Genomic DNA, 18816 nt, shown 5'->3' with positions numbered 1-18816 from the left:
CGTCAATTTGGCAGGAGCAGTCTGCTTCATGAATACCCCAAACAATCCATACAGCAACAACGATCCTTACGGTGACGGCAGCCGGGACAATGCGTCCAGTAACTATGACTCCCAGAGCCACGGTTTTCCCAACAATGGTTCGCAGGACTACAACCCTTACGGGGTCGATTCGGACGCACAACATGGCTCGCGTGGACCAGAGGATTCGCCACAGTGGAATCAGGCTCACGGTAGGGAACAGGCCTATGGCGATATTCCGTCCTACGGAACTGGCGAGCCAAGCGAGAACTATGGTGGCCAGCCCTATGGTGCGGGATCAAGCTACTGGCAGCAACCGGCAGGGGGGAATCCTGCAGCCGGTGCACTTGCTCCCGGAGTCAACATGCCAGGTGGCAATGAGCCACCGGTGAAGCCTGTGGCACAAGGGCCGACGAAGGTCGACATTGGAAGTGCCTTTTCCGCAGCGTTTCGTAGTCTAAATAGCAATTTTGCTTCTTGGCTTGGCGTCATGCTGACGTTCTTCGCCGTACTAGTCGCCCTGATTGTTGGCGCAGCGGCAATTCTCTTTGCCTCTGGTGACTTCGATCCGGAATTTGAGCCGAACTATCCAGGCGATGTTCCGTTTGAGGATCTAGGGTCAATGTTCGCGACTGTCGGCGCGATGGCACTCCTATTTGCCGTGGGCATGTTCGCGATGCAGGCATTTATGCTGCGCGGTGCATTCGAAGCTGTCGATGGGAGAGTGCCGAACTACGGTACTTTCTTCCGTGTAAACAGGTGGGGATCTCTTATCGGTGTCTACATTGTCACGTTCCTGGTGGGACTGCTCGCCATGCTGCCGGGGATGGTGCTCTTCATCGCTGGAGTATCCCTGTCCGCCAATGGCAGTGAAGCTGCCGCGGCGATGATTCCACTGGGCTACTTGGTTTTGTTGTTGACGTCGATTTTCATCATGCCAATTACAGCGACTATGCCACTACTTGTTTTCGATGGTCGAGCAACTGCGCTTGAGGCGCCGGTTGTCGCTTGGCGCCTGGTAAAGCCCCAATATTGGACGATGCTTGTTGCATTCATACTGACGTCGATTGTTTCTTCCGCAGGTGCGATGCTCTTCTATATTGGCATCTTGTACACAATGCCGCTGGCTATGCTGGTTCAGGTGCACATCTACCGCCAGCTCATCGGTGGCCGTCGAGTTATTAATGAAGCGCAGGAAAATCCGGGCTATTACCCTCCGCAGCAGTAGCCGAAACGAATAAGAAAAAGCGCCCAAGGAACCGGTACAAATTGGTTCCTTGGGCGCTATTTGATCAGCAGGAAATCCTGCGGGGGAGCGTTCGACTATCAAAGCCGAACGTATCCTCCTAATATTTAGCGGGTAGCCTCAGCGAAGACAGCCTGTGCAATACCAGAGACGGTGCCTGCAATCTTCACAGCTTCCCAGACCTGCTCCTTGGTCAGACCAGCATCGCGGACGACCTTTGCGTGGGAGGTCACGCATGCTTCACAGCCGTTGATGGCAGAAACTGCCAGAGACCACAGCTCGAAGTCTTCCTTCTCGGCACCCGGATTGGAGATGATGTTCATGCGCAGACCGAACTTGACCTGTGCGTAGTCATCACCGAGCATGTGGCGAGTGCGGTAAGCGACGTTGTTCATGCCCATAACGGTAGCCGCACCAAGCGCAGACTCGAAAGCCTCGTCAGACAGGTGCTCCTTGGCTTCCTCAGCAATCTCGGAGAAGACGGTCTCGTTGCGGGTGGCAGCAGCAGATGCAAGCAGGGTACCCCACAGCTGCTGCTCGGAGAGTTCCGTAGAACGGGTGAGAGTGCCAAGGTTCAGCTTCATGTCCTTGGCGTACTCCGGTAGGCCGGAACGAAGGTTATCGATGCTCATATGAGTTACTTCAGCTCCTGCTTCAGAACATCCATCTTGTCGATGTTCTTGGTCGGGTCATTCTTCTGCCAGTTACATGCGCAGACCTCTTCAGACTGAAGAGCGTCGAGAACACGCAGAACCTCGTCAACGTTACGACCGACAGCGTCCGGGGTAACGGAGACGAACTGAATGATGCCGTCCGGGTCAATGATGAAGGTTGCGCGATCTGCAACACCGTCAGCGTTCTCGACGCCGAGTGCACGCATCAGGTCGTGGCGGATGTCGGAGAACATCGGGAACGGGATGTCCAGTAGTTCCTCGTGGGTTGCACGCCAGTTGAAGTGGGAGAACTCGTTGTCGCCAGAGCCACCGAGAATAACGGTGTCGCGGTCTTCGAATTCCTCGTTCAGCTTGCCGAATGCAGCAATCTCCGTCGGGCAGACAAAGGTGAAGTCCTTCGGGTAGAAGAAGACGACTTTCCACTTACCCTCGTAGGACTCATTGGTTACCTGCTCGAAGTAGTCATCCGGAGAAGAAGCGTTTGCATCACGCAGGTTGCCGCCCTTGAGAGCGGTTAGAGAAAACTCGGGGAACTTGTCGCCAACAGTCAAAATTGCCATGGAATCCTCCTGAATGTATTCCTTCTGGGGTCACACGCCATTATGCCTATGGATTCCCAAACCGTCAAGAGGAAAAAGTTAATAAGCTCGTGTAAGCTTATAGGTATGCGTAATAGAGATTATCGGCCCACTTTGCCTCAGTTACGTGCCTTTGTCGCGATTGCCGATACCGGTCACTTCGGTCAAGCCGCTGCCCGTCTCGGCATTTCACAGCCCAGCCTGTCACAAGCGCTTTCCACCCTTGAGCAGGGACTGGGGGTGCAGCTTGTAGAGCGTTCGACTCGCCGAGTGCTGGTGACGCCACTCGGTCGCGGTCTGATTCCTTATGCACGCCAAGCATCTGAAATTGTTGACGAGATTGTTGCTCGCGCATCTGGCCGTACAGATGATTTGTCCGGACCACTATCCATTGGTGTTATCCCTACGGTTGCTCCATACGTGCTGCCCAACTTCCTCCAGTTAGTTCGTGACGAGCTGCCAGATCTAAGGCCTAGGATCGTCGAGGAGCCGACCGAGCGCCTCATCGAATCACTTCGTTCCGGCACCATTGATGCAGCCATCATGGCACTGCCGTCCGATGTGCCTTCCTTTGAAGAAATTTACCTCTACGACGAAGAGTTCTACATCGTCGTGCCAGACGATCATCCGCTGGCAGGTAAGGAAGACGTAAAGCTTGAGGCAATCAGGGACTTGGACTTGCTCCTACTTGACGACGGTCATTGCCTGCGTGACCAGGTGTTGGATATCTGTCGCAAGGTCGATGCTGTTCACGGCGAGACCTCCGGCTTGGAAACACGGGCGGCTTCTCTATCGACCGTCGTGCAGTGTGTTGCCGGTGGGTTGGGGCAGTCGCTTGTGCCGGAATCGGCTGTCAAGATTGAGGCGGACCGTCCCGGTCTGGCTGTTGCGCGATTCGAGGGTCCGGCACGGCCGGGACGCACCATTGGGCTGGTTCACCGGGCATCATCGGTACGCGGCGGCGAGTTCAATCGAATTGCCGAACTGGTACGGCAGGCATACATAGACGCTATTGCCTAAAGCTCTCTTGGCGCATGTTGCAGTAGCGTACGAAGTAAGCCAAACCGGGCTGGCAGTTCCAGCCCGGTTTAGCGTTTATCCCTGAATAATTCGCAGTGATGCCAACCTGACTTCGCCGCATTCATCAGATGCAGCCAAGTCAACGTTCGCTTCAAAGCGCCAACCGTGGTCACCCTCAGGATCATCGAGTATCTGGATCACATGCCATAGGCCCTCACCAGCCTTGCGGTCAATCGAAATCATATCGCCGCCGCGAGCCTTAGCATCGATGCCTAGGTCATCGTATTCATCGAAGTAGTCATCCATCGCGGCAGGCCAATCTGGTGCGTCGTCGAGGTAGTTGTCCAGGTCGGCCAGCTCCTCCTCCTTTTCAAAGGCAAAGAGCTGCACGTGGCGGAACATGAGATTGCGCACCATACGGGTAAATGCACGCTCATTGCCGGTAAGAGGCCGCGACTCGTCGGTGCCAAAAGCCGCTTCCTTGAGAGTTTCTTCGTCCAATGGCTTGTCCGGATCGGCCATCTGCGCCCATTCATCTACCAGGGAGTTATCCACCTGCACAACGAGCTCGCCGAGCCATTCCACAATGTCCCGGAGCTCCTCGTTAGCAGCTTCCGGTGGGAGAGTGTGTCGCAAAGTGCGCCAGGCATCGGTGAGGTAGCGCAAGAAAATACCTTCGGAGCGGGCGATTCCGTACTCAGATACCACATCCGAAAAAGTCATGGCCTTTTCCACCATCTCGCGCACCACAGATTTGGGCGACAGCGAAAACTCACGCACCCACGGGTGACCTTGGGCATAGGTGTCGAATGCGCCCTCCAGCTTGTCGGCAAGCGGCATCGGCCATGTGATGTCTTCGACGATGCTCATACGTTCGGTGTAATCAACGCCTTCGGCCTTGAGCGCGGCAATTTCTTCACCGCGTGCCTTTTTCTGCTGCGCGATGAGCAGCGGGCGAGGGTCTTCCAGAATTGACTCAAACACACTGATGACATCGAGTGCGTAGTTCGGGCTGTCCTTATCCAGCAGTTCGAGCGCGGCGATGGCGAAAGGCGACAGTGGTTGGTTGAGCGCGAAGTCACGCTGCAGCTCCATTGTCAGCTCGGGGCGGCAGTCATCGCCCTCGCCATGCGTGACGACGATTCCCGCGTTGACCAAACCGCGGTAGAGCTCAATTGCGGTCAGAATAGCCTCGTTTTGCTGGTGGCGGGTGTCGTGATTGGTGCGCAGCAGATGACGCATGTGTTCGTAGGTATCGCCCCCACGTGCAATGACGTTGAGCAACATACCGTTGGTAACTGCAAAGCGACTGGTCAGCGGCTCTGGTGGCTGAGAAACGATTTTGTCGAAGGTCTTCTCCGACCATGTCACTTCGCCCTTGGGAACGGACTTCAGCCGCAACTTCTTCAGTTTGGCCTCATCCTGGCCGGCACGGCGACGCAGCTTGGCATTTTCGATTTCGTGTTCAGGTGCTTCGACAACTACGGTGCCCTCGGTGTCGTAGCCAGCACGGCCGGCGCGTCCAGCAATCTGGTGGAACTCGCGTGACTTGAGAATACGGCTACGGCGGCCATCGAATTTGGCCAAACCGGTAATTAGCACCGTACGAATAGGCACGTTGATGCCGACGCCGAGGGTATCCGTGCCACAGATAACCTTCAGCAGACCAGTCTGAGAGAGACGCTCAACCAAACGACGGTACTTCGGCAGCATTCCCGCATGGTGGACGCCAATGCCCTGGCGCACCAACTTGGAAAGAACTCGACCAAAGGCCGTGGTAAACCGGAAATCGCCAATCTCCTCGCGAATCCGCTCCTTTTCCTCCTTCGTCAGCAGCTTCAGACCGGTCAGTGCTTGAGCCTGTTCAGCTGCTTGGCGCTGGGAGAAAAAGACGATGTAGATTGGGGCTTTTCCGGATTTCAGCAACTCCGCCAGCGTGTCATGAACTGGCGTGTAGACATAGTGGAAATCCAACGGCACCGGGCGCGTCGTACCTGTAACGAGGTTGACGTCGAGGCCCGTGCGTTCCTTCAGATCCGTCTCAAACTTTTGAGTATCGCCGAGAGTGGCGGACATCAACAAGAATTGGCAACGGGAAAGCTCGAGCAGTGGCACCTGCCATGCCCAGCCGCGGTCGGGATCCGCATAGAAGTGGAATTCATCCATTACCACCTGGTCAATATCGGCGTCGGCCCCGTCGCGCAGGGCGATATTGGCGACAATTTCCGCAGTTGCGCAGATGATGGGGGCGCCGCCGTTGACGGTGGCATCGCCGGTCATCATACCGACATTTTCAGCGCCAAAGACCTCGCAGAGGGCAAAAAACTTCTCGCTGACCAAGGCCTTAATAGGCGCTGTGTAAAAGCTGCGCTGACCACGGGCAAGCGCGCAGAAATGGGCGGCTATAGCTACCATCGACTTGCCCGACCCCGTTGGAGTGGCAAGGATGACATGGTCGCCACCAGCCAAACCGATAGCGGCCTCTTCCTGCGCCGGGTAGAGCGTGATGCCCTGGTCCCTGGTCCAGGCAATGAATGAGTCCATAATCGCATCGTCGAAAAGGGACTCAGGAACCTCAGCTAGGTTGGGAAGCATTTCAGATAGTGACACGCTTCCCACCCTAGCGGTAACCCCGGATTAGAAGCGGAACCAGGGCTTCCAGCCACGCCGACGACGAGGCTTTTCCGGTTCACCGGATTCTTCGCTTTCTGCCTGCTCTTCCCGAGGCTGCTCTTCCCGGGGCTGTTCAGACTCAGGCTGTTCGGCAGTTTCGTCTGCAGAAAACTCCGCAGACTTATCATCCGCCGAGGTCGACTCGGGTTCTTCCGACTGTGCGTCAGCGTCCTCTGATGTAGTTGCCGAGGAATCCGCGTTGGCCGGGGTTTCCGCCTCGGTGTCAAGCGAGGAAGAGTCCTCTACTGGACGCAGCGGTTGGGAAGCGAGAAACTTCTCGAACTCAGCGCCAATCTCGTCGGCCGAAGGCATCTCGCCGTTAGGCCCAAGCAGGGGAGACGTCTCCAGCTCTTGACGACGTTGAACTTCCTGGTCGTACTGTTCCTCGAGAAGATTGACCAGCTGAGAGACCTCGCCGGAATCATTCGTCTGCGTATTGAGCAGCTCCGCCACCCGCGCGGATTCCTTCTCCAACGCCTCAAGCGGGAGCTTGAGCTTGGCTAGCTTTGCTACCTCCTGCAACAGCCGCAGTGATGCCAGCGGATACTCAGAGGCCGCGACATAGTGTGGTACCTGCGCGGTGAAACCAAAGGCATCACAACCGCGGCTTGCAAGCTCGTACTCAATGTTCAGGCTCGCAGCACCCGGAACCGTGACGCGGTTGCCCCAGGTATGCATATCACTGAGTTTCCGCTTATCTGTGCCATGGGCGATGATGCCCAGCGGTCGGGTGTGCGGAACCGTCATCGGCGCCGAGTACAGTGACACGGTCCGACCGACATCGTAGCGCTTAGCCAAATCTGCGACCGCAGTCGAGAAAGCCTCCCACCGCATGTCTGGCTCGGGGCCAGACAGCAGTAAGAACGGCTTGCCGACGTTGTCGCGAACCACATTGAGCGACAGGTTCAAATCGGATACATCCACGATCTGGTCGCGGTTCATCGTCACAGCGGGACGGCGGGAACGATAATCAATCAGCTCGTCGATAGAAAAGTTCACCAATGGACGGTGCTCGAGAGCATCCAAGAGGAAACTAGCTGATTCCGAGACTGCATTACCGGCATCCGCATAACCGCTAAGCGCAATGACCAGGGTCAGATGCCCCTCGCTTCCCGTTACGTCAGGAACCGGGAAAACTACCTCGTACATATTGCCCTGAGGCTTGTCGGTCGGATCACTCACGTACGACTACCTCCTGCATCACATTTTTCGTCATTTGAAGTAAGCAACCAGGATACCGCAGAAAATATTCCAGTTATCCACAAGTCGAAAGTAGTCCACAGATGCGCCGATTCTTCCGGTCGCGCACAAGCAAGGCTGTTGCGGATTCGATAACAATGAGAGCCACCAGATGGCGAGAGGATTGTCCGCTGTCGAGCTATCCCAATGGGGGAAAAGGGGTAAGGAATCAATGGGAAACAAAAAGAATTTCGGTGCAGGAAAGATGCCTGAAATTGAGCCGAGTGTCTTTCTGACGAACCTGCCAGGAATCGTTGGATTCTATCCGCGGGGGCAGGTAGTGATTGCGGCGTTGTACCGTCAGCAGGTCGAAGATTTCATCGACGGCAAGGTCGAGTTTGACCCGACAGCGCATGCTGGCCCGATGCTGATCAAGGATGTGGCCTCGATGGAGAGCAATCCTGACTTGGTGCGGGCAGCTGCGGACTTCTTGCTCGATGAAGGCTGCACTCACGCAGATGTGTTTATCATCGACGAATCCTGGGGGATTGAAAAGGACTCGACACCTATTACAGGCTGGCTGCGAGAAGGCGGTCTGCATGAGGTGCGTTTGGCGGGCGTTGCCACTATTGCTGCGGGGGAAGTTGTCACGGACGAGCAGGGAGAGATTGTCGGCATTGTCGGTGACAGTCTGATGACCGAGAATGCAAATCTAATCTCTCGGCAGGGAGAACAGATTTTCAAAAACTATGAGGAGTACCGCAGTTATTTTCGAGGTGGTCAATTCCGCGACAGTAAAGATAGGGCTCTGATTGAACGCCTCCGGGAACGAGCGATAGCCGTTGAGCAGCCGAGGAAGCTCAAAATTGGTTCGGACAATCCCGCGCTCATTGAGCACTTCGACATGCTAAAAACCGCCGTCGAAAACGTGGCCGATGGTGTGATGGAAGCACATGAGGCGGTGCGCGATGAAAACGCAGGATATGCCATTGCTGCAGCACTGACCAACGTTACCTTGCGCGATATGTCCATGATTTTCATCACTACGCAGTTGGCGCAAGCAATGGGAGAAATCTGGCGCGAGGCCGCAATTGTCCACCGCGGCAGCCTGCGTGCAAACGCTTTAGCGTGTTTTGCCATCGCAAAGTTCGCGGCTGGACTGGAGAACTATGCGCAAACAGCCCTCGATGAGGCAGCGAGGGAGCAACCGAATCATTCACTGACTCAGTTGCTGGAAATTGCGGTCGCCAATCAAATTGTGCCGAGGTGCGTCGGCACAATTCTTGGGGCAGCACAAGAGGTACTGCGCAGGGTATACAAGGTGAAAATGCCGCGAATTGAATAGCGACCCTGCAAGCTGTGCTGCCGTACCTAGCGGTGCGCCGAGTGGGCTCGGTCGCCGAGGGTCTTGGTGTACTCCCATGCATCGGCGACGATGGTTTCCAGCTCCGTGTGATTGGGCTTCCATCCGAGCTCGTCCATGGCACGCTGGGAAGAGGCAATAAGAGTTGCCGGATCACCGGCTCTGCGCGGTGCATCCTCAGCGGGAATCGGGTGACCGGTGACCTTACGGCAGGTCTCGATGACCTGGCGAACCGAAAAGCCGTCGCCAGAACCGAGGTTAAAGATACGGTGCGTACCCGGCGCGTTGGACTCCAGTGCCAATACGTGCGCATCCGCGAGGTCTTTGATGTGGATGTAGTCACGAACCGCGGTGCCGTCCGGAGTCGGCCAGTCATTGCCAAAGACCATAATCTTGTCGCGATGACCAAGCGCAACCTGGAGTACCAGTGGAATGAGGTGAGTTTCTACCTCACGGTTTTCGCCAAAACCGCCCCAGGCACCCGCCACATTGAAGTAACGCAAGCTGGTAGCGCCGATGTTGTATGCCTTGGCGTAAGACGCGATGGCGTAGTCCATGGCCAGCTTAGTGGCACCGTAAGGGTTAGTCGGTGCGGTTGGCATGTCTTCGGTAATTGGTGTCTTCTCTGGCTCACCGTAGGTTGCGGCTGTCGAAGAGAACACCAAGCTATTCGTACCGGTATCACGCATCGCGTCGAGTAGCTTCAGGGTTTGGCCCACATTGTTGTGCCAGTAGTCGGAAGGAACTTCGACGGACTCGCCAACAAGCGATTTCGCAGCGAAATGAACGACACCGTCGAAGCTGTCGGAGGACAGAACCTCGTAGGCCTTGTCCGCCACATCACCTTCGACTAGGGTTGCGCCCTCCGGTACCGCATCACGGTTGCCAACAGAGAAGTTGTCCAGAATGGTGACGTCGTGGCCAAGAGAAATCAATACTGCCGAGCAAACGCTACCGACGTAGCCGGCACCACCAGTGACTAGGAGTTTCATTTGGTAATCACCATGATCGCGTGAGACAGAGTATCTGGAATGTCGAGAGAATGATCACCGCGGGCAAGAGTCACGCGGCCAGCGGCAACCTCGGCAAGTGCTTCAGTACCCGGCATAATTCCGGCCTTGTGGAGACGCTTCATGTAGCTCTGCTCGACCTGCAGGATTTCGTTAATCTGGACGATTTCAATCGTGTACTCACCGGGGTTTAGGTCGGAGAGCCGGCGAACGTTCTCTAACGGCTTTGGTGACTGAGTTCCACCGAGGTCTTCCAAACCGGGGATCGGGTTGCCGAATGGGGAGCGTGTGTAAGAGTCGAGCACGTCGAGAAGTTTGCGCTCGACCTCGTCACTCATTACGTGCTCCCAGCGGCAGGCTTCATCGTGAACCTTGTCCCATTCGAGGCCAATGACATCCGTAAGTAGGCGCTCAGCTAGGCGGTGCTTACGCATGACAGCTGTGGCCAGCCTGCGGCCCTCGTCGGAAAGCTGCAAGCTGCGATCTGGGGCAACTACAAGAAGGCCATCGCGCTCCATGCGCGCAACGGTTTGGCTAACGGTCGGCCCCGACTGCTCAAGGCGTTCGGCAATGCGAGCACGCAAAGGAATGATGCCCTCTTCTTCGAGTTCGAAAATCGTACGTAAGTACATTTCCGTGGTGTCAACCAAATCCCTCACGGTTTTCCTCCGATAACGCAGTCTTAAAAGTTTTCACTCAAGTATTAGGATAACCACATTTGCGTAAGAAAGATGTTAGGGCTCGCAAATCCAGTGGCTGTGGTGCTGATTAGGCAGCGAAAAGCTTGGTTCGGTGGGCGCTGCTGAGATGTAAGGGAGCGTACGCGATGTCGAAAGTTCGACTTGCAGTCGAAAACGCCGACCGCCAGTGTGGATGAAACTCCCGCACGGGGGTCGGCATTGCAGTCCAGCTCTATCTCAGGGCTGAAATTGGGAACCCTATCGATGTCACCGCCATGTGGCGTTAGTTTGCGTACTCACGCAGCTTGTCAGCACGGTCTCCCTCGCGCAGCTTGGACATAACTTCCCGCTCAATCTGGCGGACGCGCTCGCGAGACAGGCCGAAGTGGCGGCCAATCTGATCCAGCGTGCGGGGTAGGCCATCGTCGAGACCGTAGCGGAGCTTAATAACTTCCTGCTCTCGAATCTCGAGAGTGGACAGAACCTTGCGGACATCGTGGTGACGCAGGGAAGCGACAACTGCTTCCTCAGCATCAGTTGCCTCTGAGTCCTCGATGAAGTCTCCCAGGGGAGCTTCCTCGTCAGTGCCCACTGGCATGTCCAAGCTCACCGGATCGCGGGACTGACGCAGCAGCATCTCAATCTTGGCTTCTGGAATGCCGGATTCCTCTGCCAATTCCTCATTCGTAGCCTCACGGCCGAGCTGCTGGTAGAGCTCACGCTTGATACGAGAAATCTTGTTGACCTGCTCAACCAAATGGACAGGGAGGCGAATAGTACGCGACTGATCAGCCATACCGCGGGTAATAGCCTGGCGAATCCACCACGTTGCGTATGTGGAGAACTTGAAGCCCTTGGTGTAATCGAACTTTTCCATGGCGCGGATGAGGCCCAAGTTGCCCTCCTGGATTAGATCCAGCAGCGGCATACCGCGGTTGGTGTAGCGCTTCGCCAGCGAGACCACAAGACGGAGATTGGCTTCGAGTAGGTGGGCGCGTGCGGCCTTACCTTCCTTCGCCAAAATCTTGACATCACGCTTCTTTGCACGGGTCATTTTTGCGCCGGTCTGCAGCAAATGCTCGGCGTATACACCGGCTTCAATGCGCTTAGAAAGTTCCACCTCTTCTTCAGCGCTGAGAAGAGCAGTCTTTCCGATGCCGTTCAAATACACACGAACCAAATCGGCGGACGGGTTGGAGTTATTGCCGGTGCGGCGCCCCTTGTCCCTTGTCTGACCTTCCAGTTCGTCATTTTGAATATCGGCACTCTTCATGAATCTGCCTCCTGGATTTTTAAGTGGACTCAATAACTACAACGCACGGAGTTACGAAAATGTTCCCGTGAAAGGTGATGAATGTCAATAGGGTAATTTTGCCATGCAAATATAATGTTAAGAAAAACTACCGTCACTAGCATTCCACAAGAACTGTAAAGGGGCCATCGTTGACTGATGTCACCTCCATCATTGCCCCAAATTGTCCTGTTTCGACCGTCAAGCCACGATTGCGCAAGTTCTCGACAATTTTTTCAATGACGGGTTCGGCCTCTGGGCCCGGAGCCGCGTCTACCCACGACGGCCGCCGTCCCTTCTTTGTCGCCCCCATCAACGTGAATTGGCTAACGACGAGCACCTGGGCGCCAGCATCGACAGCGCTGAGTTCGCCATCCAGGATGCGCAGCTCCGCGATCTTGCGGGCCATCGTTTCCCAAGCATCAGCAGAGTCCTCGCGGCCAACGCCTACGAGCGCCAAAATGGCACCAGTATCGCCTCCGTCAACGTGCCCAACAACGGAACCGTCGACAGTGACTGACGCGGATTTAACTCGGGTGAGAACGGCTTTCATTTACTGTTTATCCTCCAAGAGCTCGGTGGGGAGAATCAGACCATGGCGAACCAGGTCAACGACAATGGGAACTAGGGCGTCTTTGATGGCAGGTACGTCGGACTCATCGAAGGCTCCAAACATTGCCATGATGTCGATGACTGAGCCCAGAGCAGCTTCGGGATGCAGCGCACCCAGAATGGTTGCCACGGACTCATCGATTGAGTGTGTCCAGGCGGGGCCATCGGTGCGTGAGAGGCGCGTATCGAACTCAGTGAAGCCCTGGCCGCTTTCGACGTCGGCAAGCGAAACGCGTTCGATGGCGACACCGGGGCGCACGGTAAAGGAAGCTTCGAGGATGGTGTCGGCAGTTTGTGCACGAAGCCATTCGGCGCGGCCGAGATACTCCTCGGCTTCGGCGGCGAAGGGAGCGGCCAAAGGCTGCGGCATTTCCTCGCACACGGCGGAAGTCGGGCCGTTGATGCGTTGGACTGTGATGTAGCCGAACCCGATGCCTGTCACGCCGCTGTTGCGAAAGTGCTCCAGCCAGGCACGAGAGCGCTCGCACCCCTCTGGGCTGCGGGGGTCGATGGACTCGTCTCGAAGCCAGGTGCCAATGTATTCCGCCGGCGTAGCGAGATCCCGTTGCGTTACCCACACCTCGAGGCCCTCAGCAGGGAGCCAAGAAGCGATGCGCTGTTGCCAACTCTCGCCCTCGATATGGGCCCAAGCGCCGAGTAGATGCGCCGTGCCGCCGTCGGTGAGATGGTCGGCCAGACCGCGGATCATAAGCTCGGTGGCACCGTCCAGATTCAGTCCTGAGTCACGGTAAACATGTTCCACACTTGGCAGTCCTACGACGAACGGCGGGGTGGCCACAATGCGGTCAAACTTCTGGCCTGCAACCGGTTCAAACCACGAACCTTCGAGAGCCTGCGCTTGGTCGAAGCCATTAGCTGCGAAAGTAGCGCGGGCAAAAAACAGCGCGCGGGGGTGAATGTCTGTCGCGACAATCGACTTTGCATCAGGTTGGGCAAGGCTCTGGATGCCACAACCGGCACCGAGATCGAGTACGGATTCCACCGCCGAGGTCGACGAAATATCGAGGAGAGAGCGGGAAGCCCGCCCTACGCCTAGGACATGATCGGGTCCAGGAACGTGATCGTTCATAGAGGCGTCGCGGTCGGAAAAGATAATACGGTCGACTCCCGCAATCTCGACCGGGCGCACATCGATACACACCTGTGCGTTGCTGGCGGTGCCGGCAAGTATGCCGCTGTCCAGCAACTTGACTGTCAGCTCAGCTCCAAATAGCTGCTCTGCGTCGGCGAAATCGCCCAGGATGAGAAGACGCAACGCGGTCACAGTATCCGCAGAAACGCCGTCCGTCTCGGTAAGCAGAGCATCGACAACGCCGGGCTCACCGCGGTCCAGCGCGGCTAACCCCTCGGCTCCTAGGACTCGACGCAGTGACTCGCTGGAAAACTCAAGGCGCCTAAGTGCGGTGGCGAATTCCTCTGCACAGTCGACAAAAGCACGAAGCTGCTGATCAGTCGGTGGGGTGAAGGTGGAGGGGGAAAAGGTCATCGTAGGCACTACCTTCGTCGTAAAGCGGGGCGGAGGGGCTAGTTAGGGGAGCTTGACGACGGATCGTCGTCTTCCGGCATATCGATGACATTTGCGTCATCGAAGGGATTTGAGGTGGTCTCGTTACCGGACCGCGGCGGTGCGTCGGTGTCTTCGGTACTGGCAGCAGAACCGAGCGCGCGCATCTCCGCTTCCTTGAGGGCGCGCTGGCGCTGTTGTTCCTCCCATTTGCGGTTTTGCTCGCGTACAACTCCTGGCTTGTAGACGCGCGGTTTGCGCTTGTCAGCGGGTTCTCCAACGCCATTGGCGATGACAACCGCGATCCACGGCATGGGTACGGAGACGACCATGAGAATCGCCGCAATCCACGGCACATCCCACCACAGGTAAAAAGCGCCGGAAAGAAGTAGCAATGGAATGCGAGACCATTGCAGGGCCGCGTAGACGTGGCGGCGGTGGTCGTAGTTGCGAATCCTTGAGCCGCGGGCGTCGGTAATCAACGCCGCGTCTTTCTTGCGTCGCCGGGAACTTCCGCGTTTCGGCAGCGCGGAGTCGCGACGGTCATTGATTCGCGCCATGGTTGCCTAGCATACGCCTGTGGCGTGGGGGTGTCTCAACTAGCTATGCCCGTTGCAGCTGCATGCTCGCGTAGTCGCAGCGGTGTTGTGGATGGCTGTGGAAGGTAGCAGTCAGCAGCGGCAAGCACCTGGGGCGCTAGGCATAATTTGACCAATGGGGCACAATTGGAATCTGTGAGCACTCCATTGAAGACGACAAAGACGATTGAACGCACCGATACCCGCGTCGATGAGTCGACGAGGGACGACACTCCGAAGTTCTTCCATTACGTCAAGAAGGACCAGATCGTGAACTCCGCGGTCAACGGCTCCTACGTCGTTGCTCTGTGCGGTGAAACCTTCCCAGTGAAGAAGTCGGCGAAGCCGGGTTCACCGGTATGCCCTGACTGCGAGCGGATTTACAAGTCCCTGCGTCGCAAGTGAGCGGGCTTCGTAAATGGCAGCAGGAGGCCCTCGACAAATACCTGGCGACTAACCCCAAGGACTTCCTTGCAGTGGCGACACCGGGCGCAGGTAAGACGACCTTCGCTCTGCGTATCGCCAGTGAGTTGCTGTCGCGGCGGATTGTCGAGCGCATTATCGTCGTAGTGCCTACTGAGCACCTGAAGGTACAGTGGGCTGCCTCTGCTGCTCGTTCGGGGATTGCGTTGGATCCCAAGTTCTCCAACGCCAAGGGTGTGGTAAACCCTTCCTACCAGGGAATTGTTGTGACCTACGCCCAAGTCGCAGTGCATCCGTTTAAGCACCATGCCGTAGCCACCGCTCGGCCGACATTGGTGATTCTGGACGAGGTACACCACGGCGGTGATGCCAAGAGTTGGGGCGACGGCATTTCTGAGGCTTACGGTGATGTCGAACGCCGCCTGTGCTTAACTGGTACGCCGTTCCGCTCCGATGACGCGGCAATTCCGTTTGTTCGCTACTCGCCGGATGGCGATGGTTACTCGCGCTCCGTCGCTGACTACACGTACGGCTATTCCAATGCGCTTGCCGACGGCGTCGTGCGCCCAGTGGTCTTTTTGGCTTACTCCGGTGAAGCTCGCTGGCGTGATAGCGCGGGTGATGAGTTCGCTGCGCGTCTGGGTACCGTGATGAGCCCAGAGGAGACCACTCGAGCTTGGCGCACCGCGCTTGATCCAAAGGGCGAGTGGATGCCGTCGGTGCTGCGGGCAGCGCATACCCGGCTCTCGCAGATGAGGCAGCATATTCCCGATGCCGGTGGCCTGGTTATCGCCTCCGATGCGGCAACTGCCCGTGCGTACAAGCGCATTCTCGAGCAGATTGCCTCCACACCGGTGGCGTTGGTGCTTTCGGATGAGCCTGGCTCGTCGGAACGCATTAAGACCTTCTCCGAGTCCACCGACGAGTGGATGGTGGCTGTGCGAATGGTCTCCGAAGGCGTGGACGTGCCAAGGTTGGCGGTCGGCGTGTATGCGACTAGTTCCTCGACTCCGCTATTCTTCGCGCAGGCTATCGGACGATTCGTGCGAAGCCGCATGCCGGGGGAGACTGCGTCCGTCTTCTTGCCGTCGATTCCTGTGCTGCTCGACTTGGCCTCGCAGATGGAGGTGCAGCGCAACCACGTGCTCGGTAAACCGGATCGGCCTTCGGAGGGCTGGGAAGATGACTTGGTCGCCGAAGCTAACCGGCGTAAGGATGAGCCCGACGAACTGCTGCCGGCCTACGAATCCATTGGCGCGGATGCTGAACTCGACTACCTGATCTACGACGGTTCCTCCTACGGCACCGCAACCGTTGCCGGTTCCGCTGAAGAAGCTGACTACCTTGGCTTGCCCGGGCTTCTCGACGCTGAGCAAATGCGACTCTTGCTGCGTCAGCGGCAGGATGAACAGCTTAAAGCCGCCAGTGCCCGAGAGAAGGAAGCCCGCGAGGAGGCGAGGGAATCGTCGTCAAGCGGAGGCGAAGGCGGCGCGGTCCACCGCATTGAGGGATCGGCGTACCCGAGGCCGCAGAAGGTGGCCAGTGAGGTGTTGCCGAAGTTGCGGAAGGAACTCAATACGCTGGTGTCTATGACGGCGGCGCGAACCGGTAAGCCACATGGTCAGGTGCATAACGAGGTTCGGCGCGCCTGTGGTGGCCCGCCGACTGCGCTGTGTACGGAGGAGCAGTTGCGCGATCGCATTAGCTACCTGCGTAATTGGTAGGGTTTCAAGCGAACTGAGCAATCTATGGTGGAGAGAAGAATGTCGGCAAGCAGTGATAAGTCGAGGCCGTCGGAATTGACCGGCGGTGGTTTGTCGGCTGTACCAGGCAATGACAGTCGGACTATTGGCGTGCTGGCACTGATCTTTGGTGTCGGCGGACTCTTGATGTCCTGGATGATCGTTGGTGGCATCCTCGGAGTCTTTGGCATTGTTCTGGGCATCATCGCGATGGCGAAGGCGCTGAGCGCGAAGAAGCGCGTGCAGGCTGCTGGGGAAGACGCGGTCATCAGCGGTTCGTTCGGATTGGGCGTTGTCGGCATTGTGACGGGTATTGCAGCCGCCGTGGTGTCGCTGATGCTGTACTGGTCGACATCAGACGCGATGTCGAAGTGCGAGAAATTCGAGCGTACCTCTGGAGAGTATGCCGAGTGCATCTCCAATCAGATGGGGACTGACCAGCCAAAGAAGCAATCGGAGTGAGTTCGGACGCGAAGTCAATGGCGGTGTTACTTTGTGCCCGGAGTTTTCGGTTAATGCCAGATGCGCAATGAGGAAATGAGCTAACCCCGTAATCCACCCCCGAAGTCCAACTGCCTGCGGTTTCGGCCGGGGGTTTCTTAGTGAAATCTCATATTTGGCCGAGTGTTGGTAATGATATTGGTGTCAGAAAGTACCCACATTTGGCATCCCCTACATGCGGTAAACGTGTGAACATGCGTGCAATACAGGATGTCTGCTGATTATTAAATAGGAGCGTGAATCGTGGCAGCGACATCTACGCGCGACAACTCCCCGGAACTGTCACCTGGCCAACAAGACCGTGGTTACCTCAGCCGGGAGCTTTTCCGTAAGCGCACCGGTCTAGGACTCGGTATCATCCTGTCCTTGCTCGTGTACTTCTTTATGCCGGCTGAGCTCGATCACAACCTGCGTGCAACCGCAGGTGTAGCAGTGCTTATGGCCGTGTGGTGGATGTCCGAGGCTATCCCGATTGCCGTTACGGCTCTGCTGCCGCTGGCGCTATTCCCGATTCTCAACCTCGCGGAGATTAAGGATTTCTCGGGCAAGTACACAGACCCGACCATCTTCCTCTTTATGGGCGGCTTCCTGTTGGCACTGGCGATGCAGCGTTGGAACCTACACAAGCGTGTCGCATTGTGGGTCCTGGTGCTCATGGGGTCGTCACCAAAGATGCTGATTCTAGGCTTCATGGTGGCTACTGGCTTCCTGTCGATGTGGGTATCCAACACGGCCACGGCCGTGATGATGCTGCCAATCGGTGTGTCCGTGCTGAGCCTGATTGTCCGAATGCTGCACGATGAGAAAGTTGCTGCAGAGGATGCGGGATCTGCGAGTGAATCGGTCGCCGAAACCCCTGGTGGGGATGCGCTGGAGGAGGCGGAGGAGTCGTCGTCAAGTTACGACCCGATGCCAAAGTCGAACTTCGGTATCGCGCTGATGCTGGGTATCGCTTACGCGGCATCGATTGGTTCGTTGGGAACGATTATTGGTACTCCGCCGAACGCGATGCTGGCGGCCTACATGGCGGAGCAGGGTGTCAACATTGGGTTTGGCCAGTGGATGCTGCTGGGTGTCCCGGTGGCGGTTGTGCTCATGCTCTGTGCATGGTTCCTGCTGACAAGTGTTCTGTTTAAGCCGGAGATTGCGCATATTCCAGGCGGACGCGAACTGATGCGTGACGAGCTCAAGCGTCTCGGCCGTATGTCGGCGGGTGAGCGTCGCGTGCTCATGGTGTTTATCGCGGCTGCGCTGGCGTGGGTCTTTGTTCCGGTGCTGCTGCCAGACACCAAGATTGCCGATGCGGTAATCGCGATGACGGTAGGTATTGCACTGTTCCTGATTCCGGGTGGCCCTGATGGCGTGAAGCTCATGCGCTGGGAAAATGCGTTGGAGCTGCCGTGGGGTGTGCTGCTGCTGTTCGGTGGTGGCCTGGCGCTGTCCTCGCAGTTCGGTGCCTCTGGGCTGTCGGACTGGATTGGCGAGCAGCTGTCTACCCTCGGCTGGATGCCAGTGGCTGCACTCGTGGTTGTCGTCGGCGCCGTTGTGCTGTTCCTGACCGAGTTCACGTCTAACACCGCGACGGCCGCGACCTTCCTGCCGCTGGTTGGTGCGATGGCAATCGGCTTGGGCCACGACCAGATGATCTTCGCTGTTCCAGTTGCACTGGCGGCTACTTCGGCGTTCATGATGCCGGTTGCAAC

General features: G+C 57.0%; 17 protein-coding genes. 7 read left to right on the top strand and 10 right to left on the bottom strand.

Going from position 1 to position 18816, the window contains the following annotated elements:
• Nucleotides 1-28 precede the first annotated feature (28 nt).
• Nucleotides 29-1246 carry a hypothetical protein gene (locus HMPREF3011_RS05680; protein WP_070841282.1) on the top strand — a complete coding sequence of 406 codons (1218 nt, stop codon included), beginning with the start codon at nucleotides 29-31 and terminating at the stop codon, nucleotides 1244-1246.
• 125 nt (nucleotides 1247-1371) lie between these two features.
• On the opposite strand, the gene HMPREF3011_RS05675 is transcribed toward HMPREF3011_RS05680, so the two are convergent.
• The gene (locus HMPREF3011_RS05675; RefSeq protein ID WP_038628796.1) at nucleotides 1372-1896 is read right to left on the bottom strand and encodes an alkylhydroperoxidase, AhpD family; all 525 of its coding nucleotides are present in this window, start codon (nucleotides 1894-1896) and stop codon (nucleotides 1372-1374) included.
• A 5-nt stretch (nucleotides 1897-1901) separates the two neighbouring features.
• Nucleotides 1902-2498: a peroxiredoxin gene (locus HMPREF3011_RS05670; protein ID WP_016422637.1), complete on the bottom strand. Its 597-nt coding sequence runs from the start codon at nucleotides 2496-2498 to the stop codon at nucleotides 1902-1904.
• 105 nt (nucleotides 2499-2603) lie between these two features.
• Between HMPREF3011_RS05670 and HMPREF3011_RS05665 the strand changes: the two genes are divergently transcribed.
• Entirely contained in the window at nucleotides 2604-3536 is a 933-nt protein-coding gene (locus HMPREF3011_RS05665) for a hydrogen peroxide-inducible genes activator (protein WP_038628799.1), read from the top strand.
• Nucleotides 3537-3611: 75 nt separating this feature from the next.
• On the opposite strand, the gene HMPREF3011_RS05660 is transcribed toward HMPREF3011_RS05665, so the two are convergent.
• Nucleotides 3612-6131 (bottom strand): DEAD/DEAH box helicase, encoded by a 2520-nt coding sequence (locus HMPREF3011_RS05660; RefSeq protein WP_141764761.1) that lies wholly within the window; start codon nucleotides 6129-6131, stop codon nucleotides 3612-3614.
• 42 nt (nucleotides 6132-6173) lie between these two features.
• Nucleotides 6174-7391, bottom strand: coding sequence for a PAC2 family protein (locus HMPREF3011_RS05655; RefSeq protein ID WP_038628806.1), 1218 nt, complete (start codon nucleotides 7389-7391; stop codon nucleotides 6174-6176).
• 229 nt (nucleotides 7392-7620) lie between these two features.
• Between HMPREF3011_RS05655 and HMPREF3011_RS05650 the strand changes: the two genes are divergently transcribed.
• Entirely contained in the window at nucleotides 7621-8733 is a 1113-nt protein-coding gene (locus HMPREF3011_RS05650; protein WP_038628808.1) for a DUF4192 domain-containing protein, read from the top strand.
• Nucleotides 8734-8759: 26 nt separating this feature from the next.
• On the opposite strand, the gene galE is transcribed toward HMPREF3011_RS05650, so the two are convergent.
• From galE to HMPREF3011_RS05620, 6 genes are all read right to left on the bottom strand, one after another.
• Nucleotides 8760-9743, bottom strand: coding sequence for a UDP-glucose 4-epimerase GalE (galE, locus tag HMPREF3011_RS05645; RefSeq protein ID WP_070586021.1), 984 nt, complete (start codon nucleotides 9741-9743; stop codon nucleotides 8760-8762).
• Nucleotides 9740-10420: an iron-dependent transcriptional repressor DtxR gene (locus tag HMPREF3011_RS05640; RefSeq protein WP_038628813.1), complete on the bottom strand. Its 681-nt coding sequence runs from the start codon at nucleotides 10418-10420 to the stop codon at nucleotides 9740-9742. Before HMPREF3011_RS05640 ends, galE begins: the two co-directional genes overlap by 4 nt.
• A gap of 304 nt (nucleotides 10421-10724) precedes the next feature.
• Nucleotides 10725-11714: a sigma-70 family RNA polymerase sigma factor gene (locus tag HMPREF3011_RS05635; protein WP_038628815.1), complete on the bottom strand. Its 990-nt coding sequence runs from the start codon at nucleotides 11712-11714 to the stop codon at nucleotides 10725-10727.
• Nucleotides 11715-11850: 136 nt separating this feature from the next.
• Nucleotides 11851-12285 (bottom strand): D-aminoacyl-tRNA deacylase, encoded by a 435-nt coding sequence (gene dtd, locus HMPREF3011_RS05630; RefSeq protein WP_038628816.1) that lies wholly within the window; start codon nucleotides 12283-12285, stop codon nucleotides 11851-11853.
• Complete coding sequence (locus HMPREF3011_RS05625) at nucleotides 12286-13851, bottom strand: DUF7782 domain-containing protein (RefSeq protein WP_070841280.1); 1566 nt, start codon at nucleotides 13849-13851, stop codon at nucleotides 12286-12288.
• A gap of 38 nt (nucleotides 13852-13889) precedes the next feature.
• Nucleotides 13890-14429, bottom strand: a complete 540-nt coding sequence (locus HMPREF3011_RS05620) for a DUF3099 domain-containing protein (protein ID WP_038628820.1) — start codon at nucleotides 14427-14429, stop codon at nucleotides 13890-13892.
• A gap of 174 nt (nucleotides 14430-14603) precedes the next feature.
• Here HMPREF3011_RS05620 and HMPREF3011_RS05615 point away from each other — a divergent pair, with 174 nt between their 5' ends.
• From HMPREF3011_RS05615 to HMPREF3011_RS05600, 4 genes are all read left to right on the top strand, one after another.
• On the top strand, nucleotides 14604-14852 hold the full coding sequence (locus HMPREF3011_RS05615) for a DUF3039 domain-containing protein (RefSeq protein ID WP_005509477.1): 249 nt from the start codon (nucleotides 14604-14606) through the stop codon (nucleotides 14850-14852).
• Nucleotides 14849-16594, top strand: a complete 1746-nt coding sequence (locus HMPREF3011_RS05610; RefSeq protein ID WP_038628822.1) for a DEAD/DEAH box helicase — start codon at nucleotides 14849-14851, stop codon at nucleotides 16592-16594. The genes HMPREF3011_RS05615 and HMPREF3011_RS05610 overlap by 4 nt, the downstream gene beginning before the upstream one ends.
• A 39-nt stretch (nucleotides 16595-16633) precedes the next feature.
• Nucleotides 16634-17074, top strand: a complete 441-nt coding sequence (locus tag HMPREF3011_RS05605) for a hypothetical protein (RefSeq protein ID WP_038628824.1) — start codon at nucleotides 16634-16636, stop codon at nucleotides 17072-17074.
• A 282-nt stretch (nucleotides 17075-17356) separates the two neighbouring features.
• Nucleotides 17357-18816: SLC13 family permease (locus HMPREF3011_RS05600; protein WP_246821432.1), on the top strand; the 1460-nt coding region annotated here is incomplete at its 3' end.

This window comes from Corynebacterium sp. HMSC074C04 (assembly GCF_001838295.1).
Taxonomy (GTDB): Bacteria; Actinomycetota; Actinomycetes; order Mycobacteriales; family Mycobacteriaceae; genus Corynebacterium; species Corynebacterium amycolatum.
Note: the sequence above shows the minus strand (reverse complement) of the source record. Positions and strands in the feature narration are given on the sequence as shown.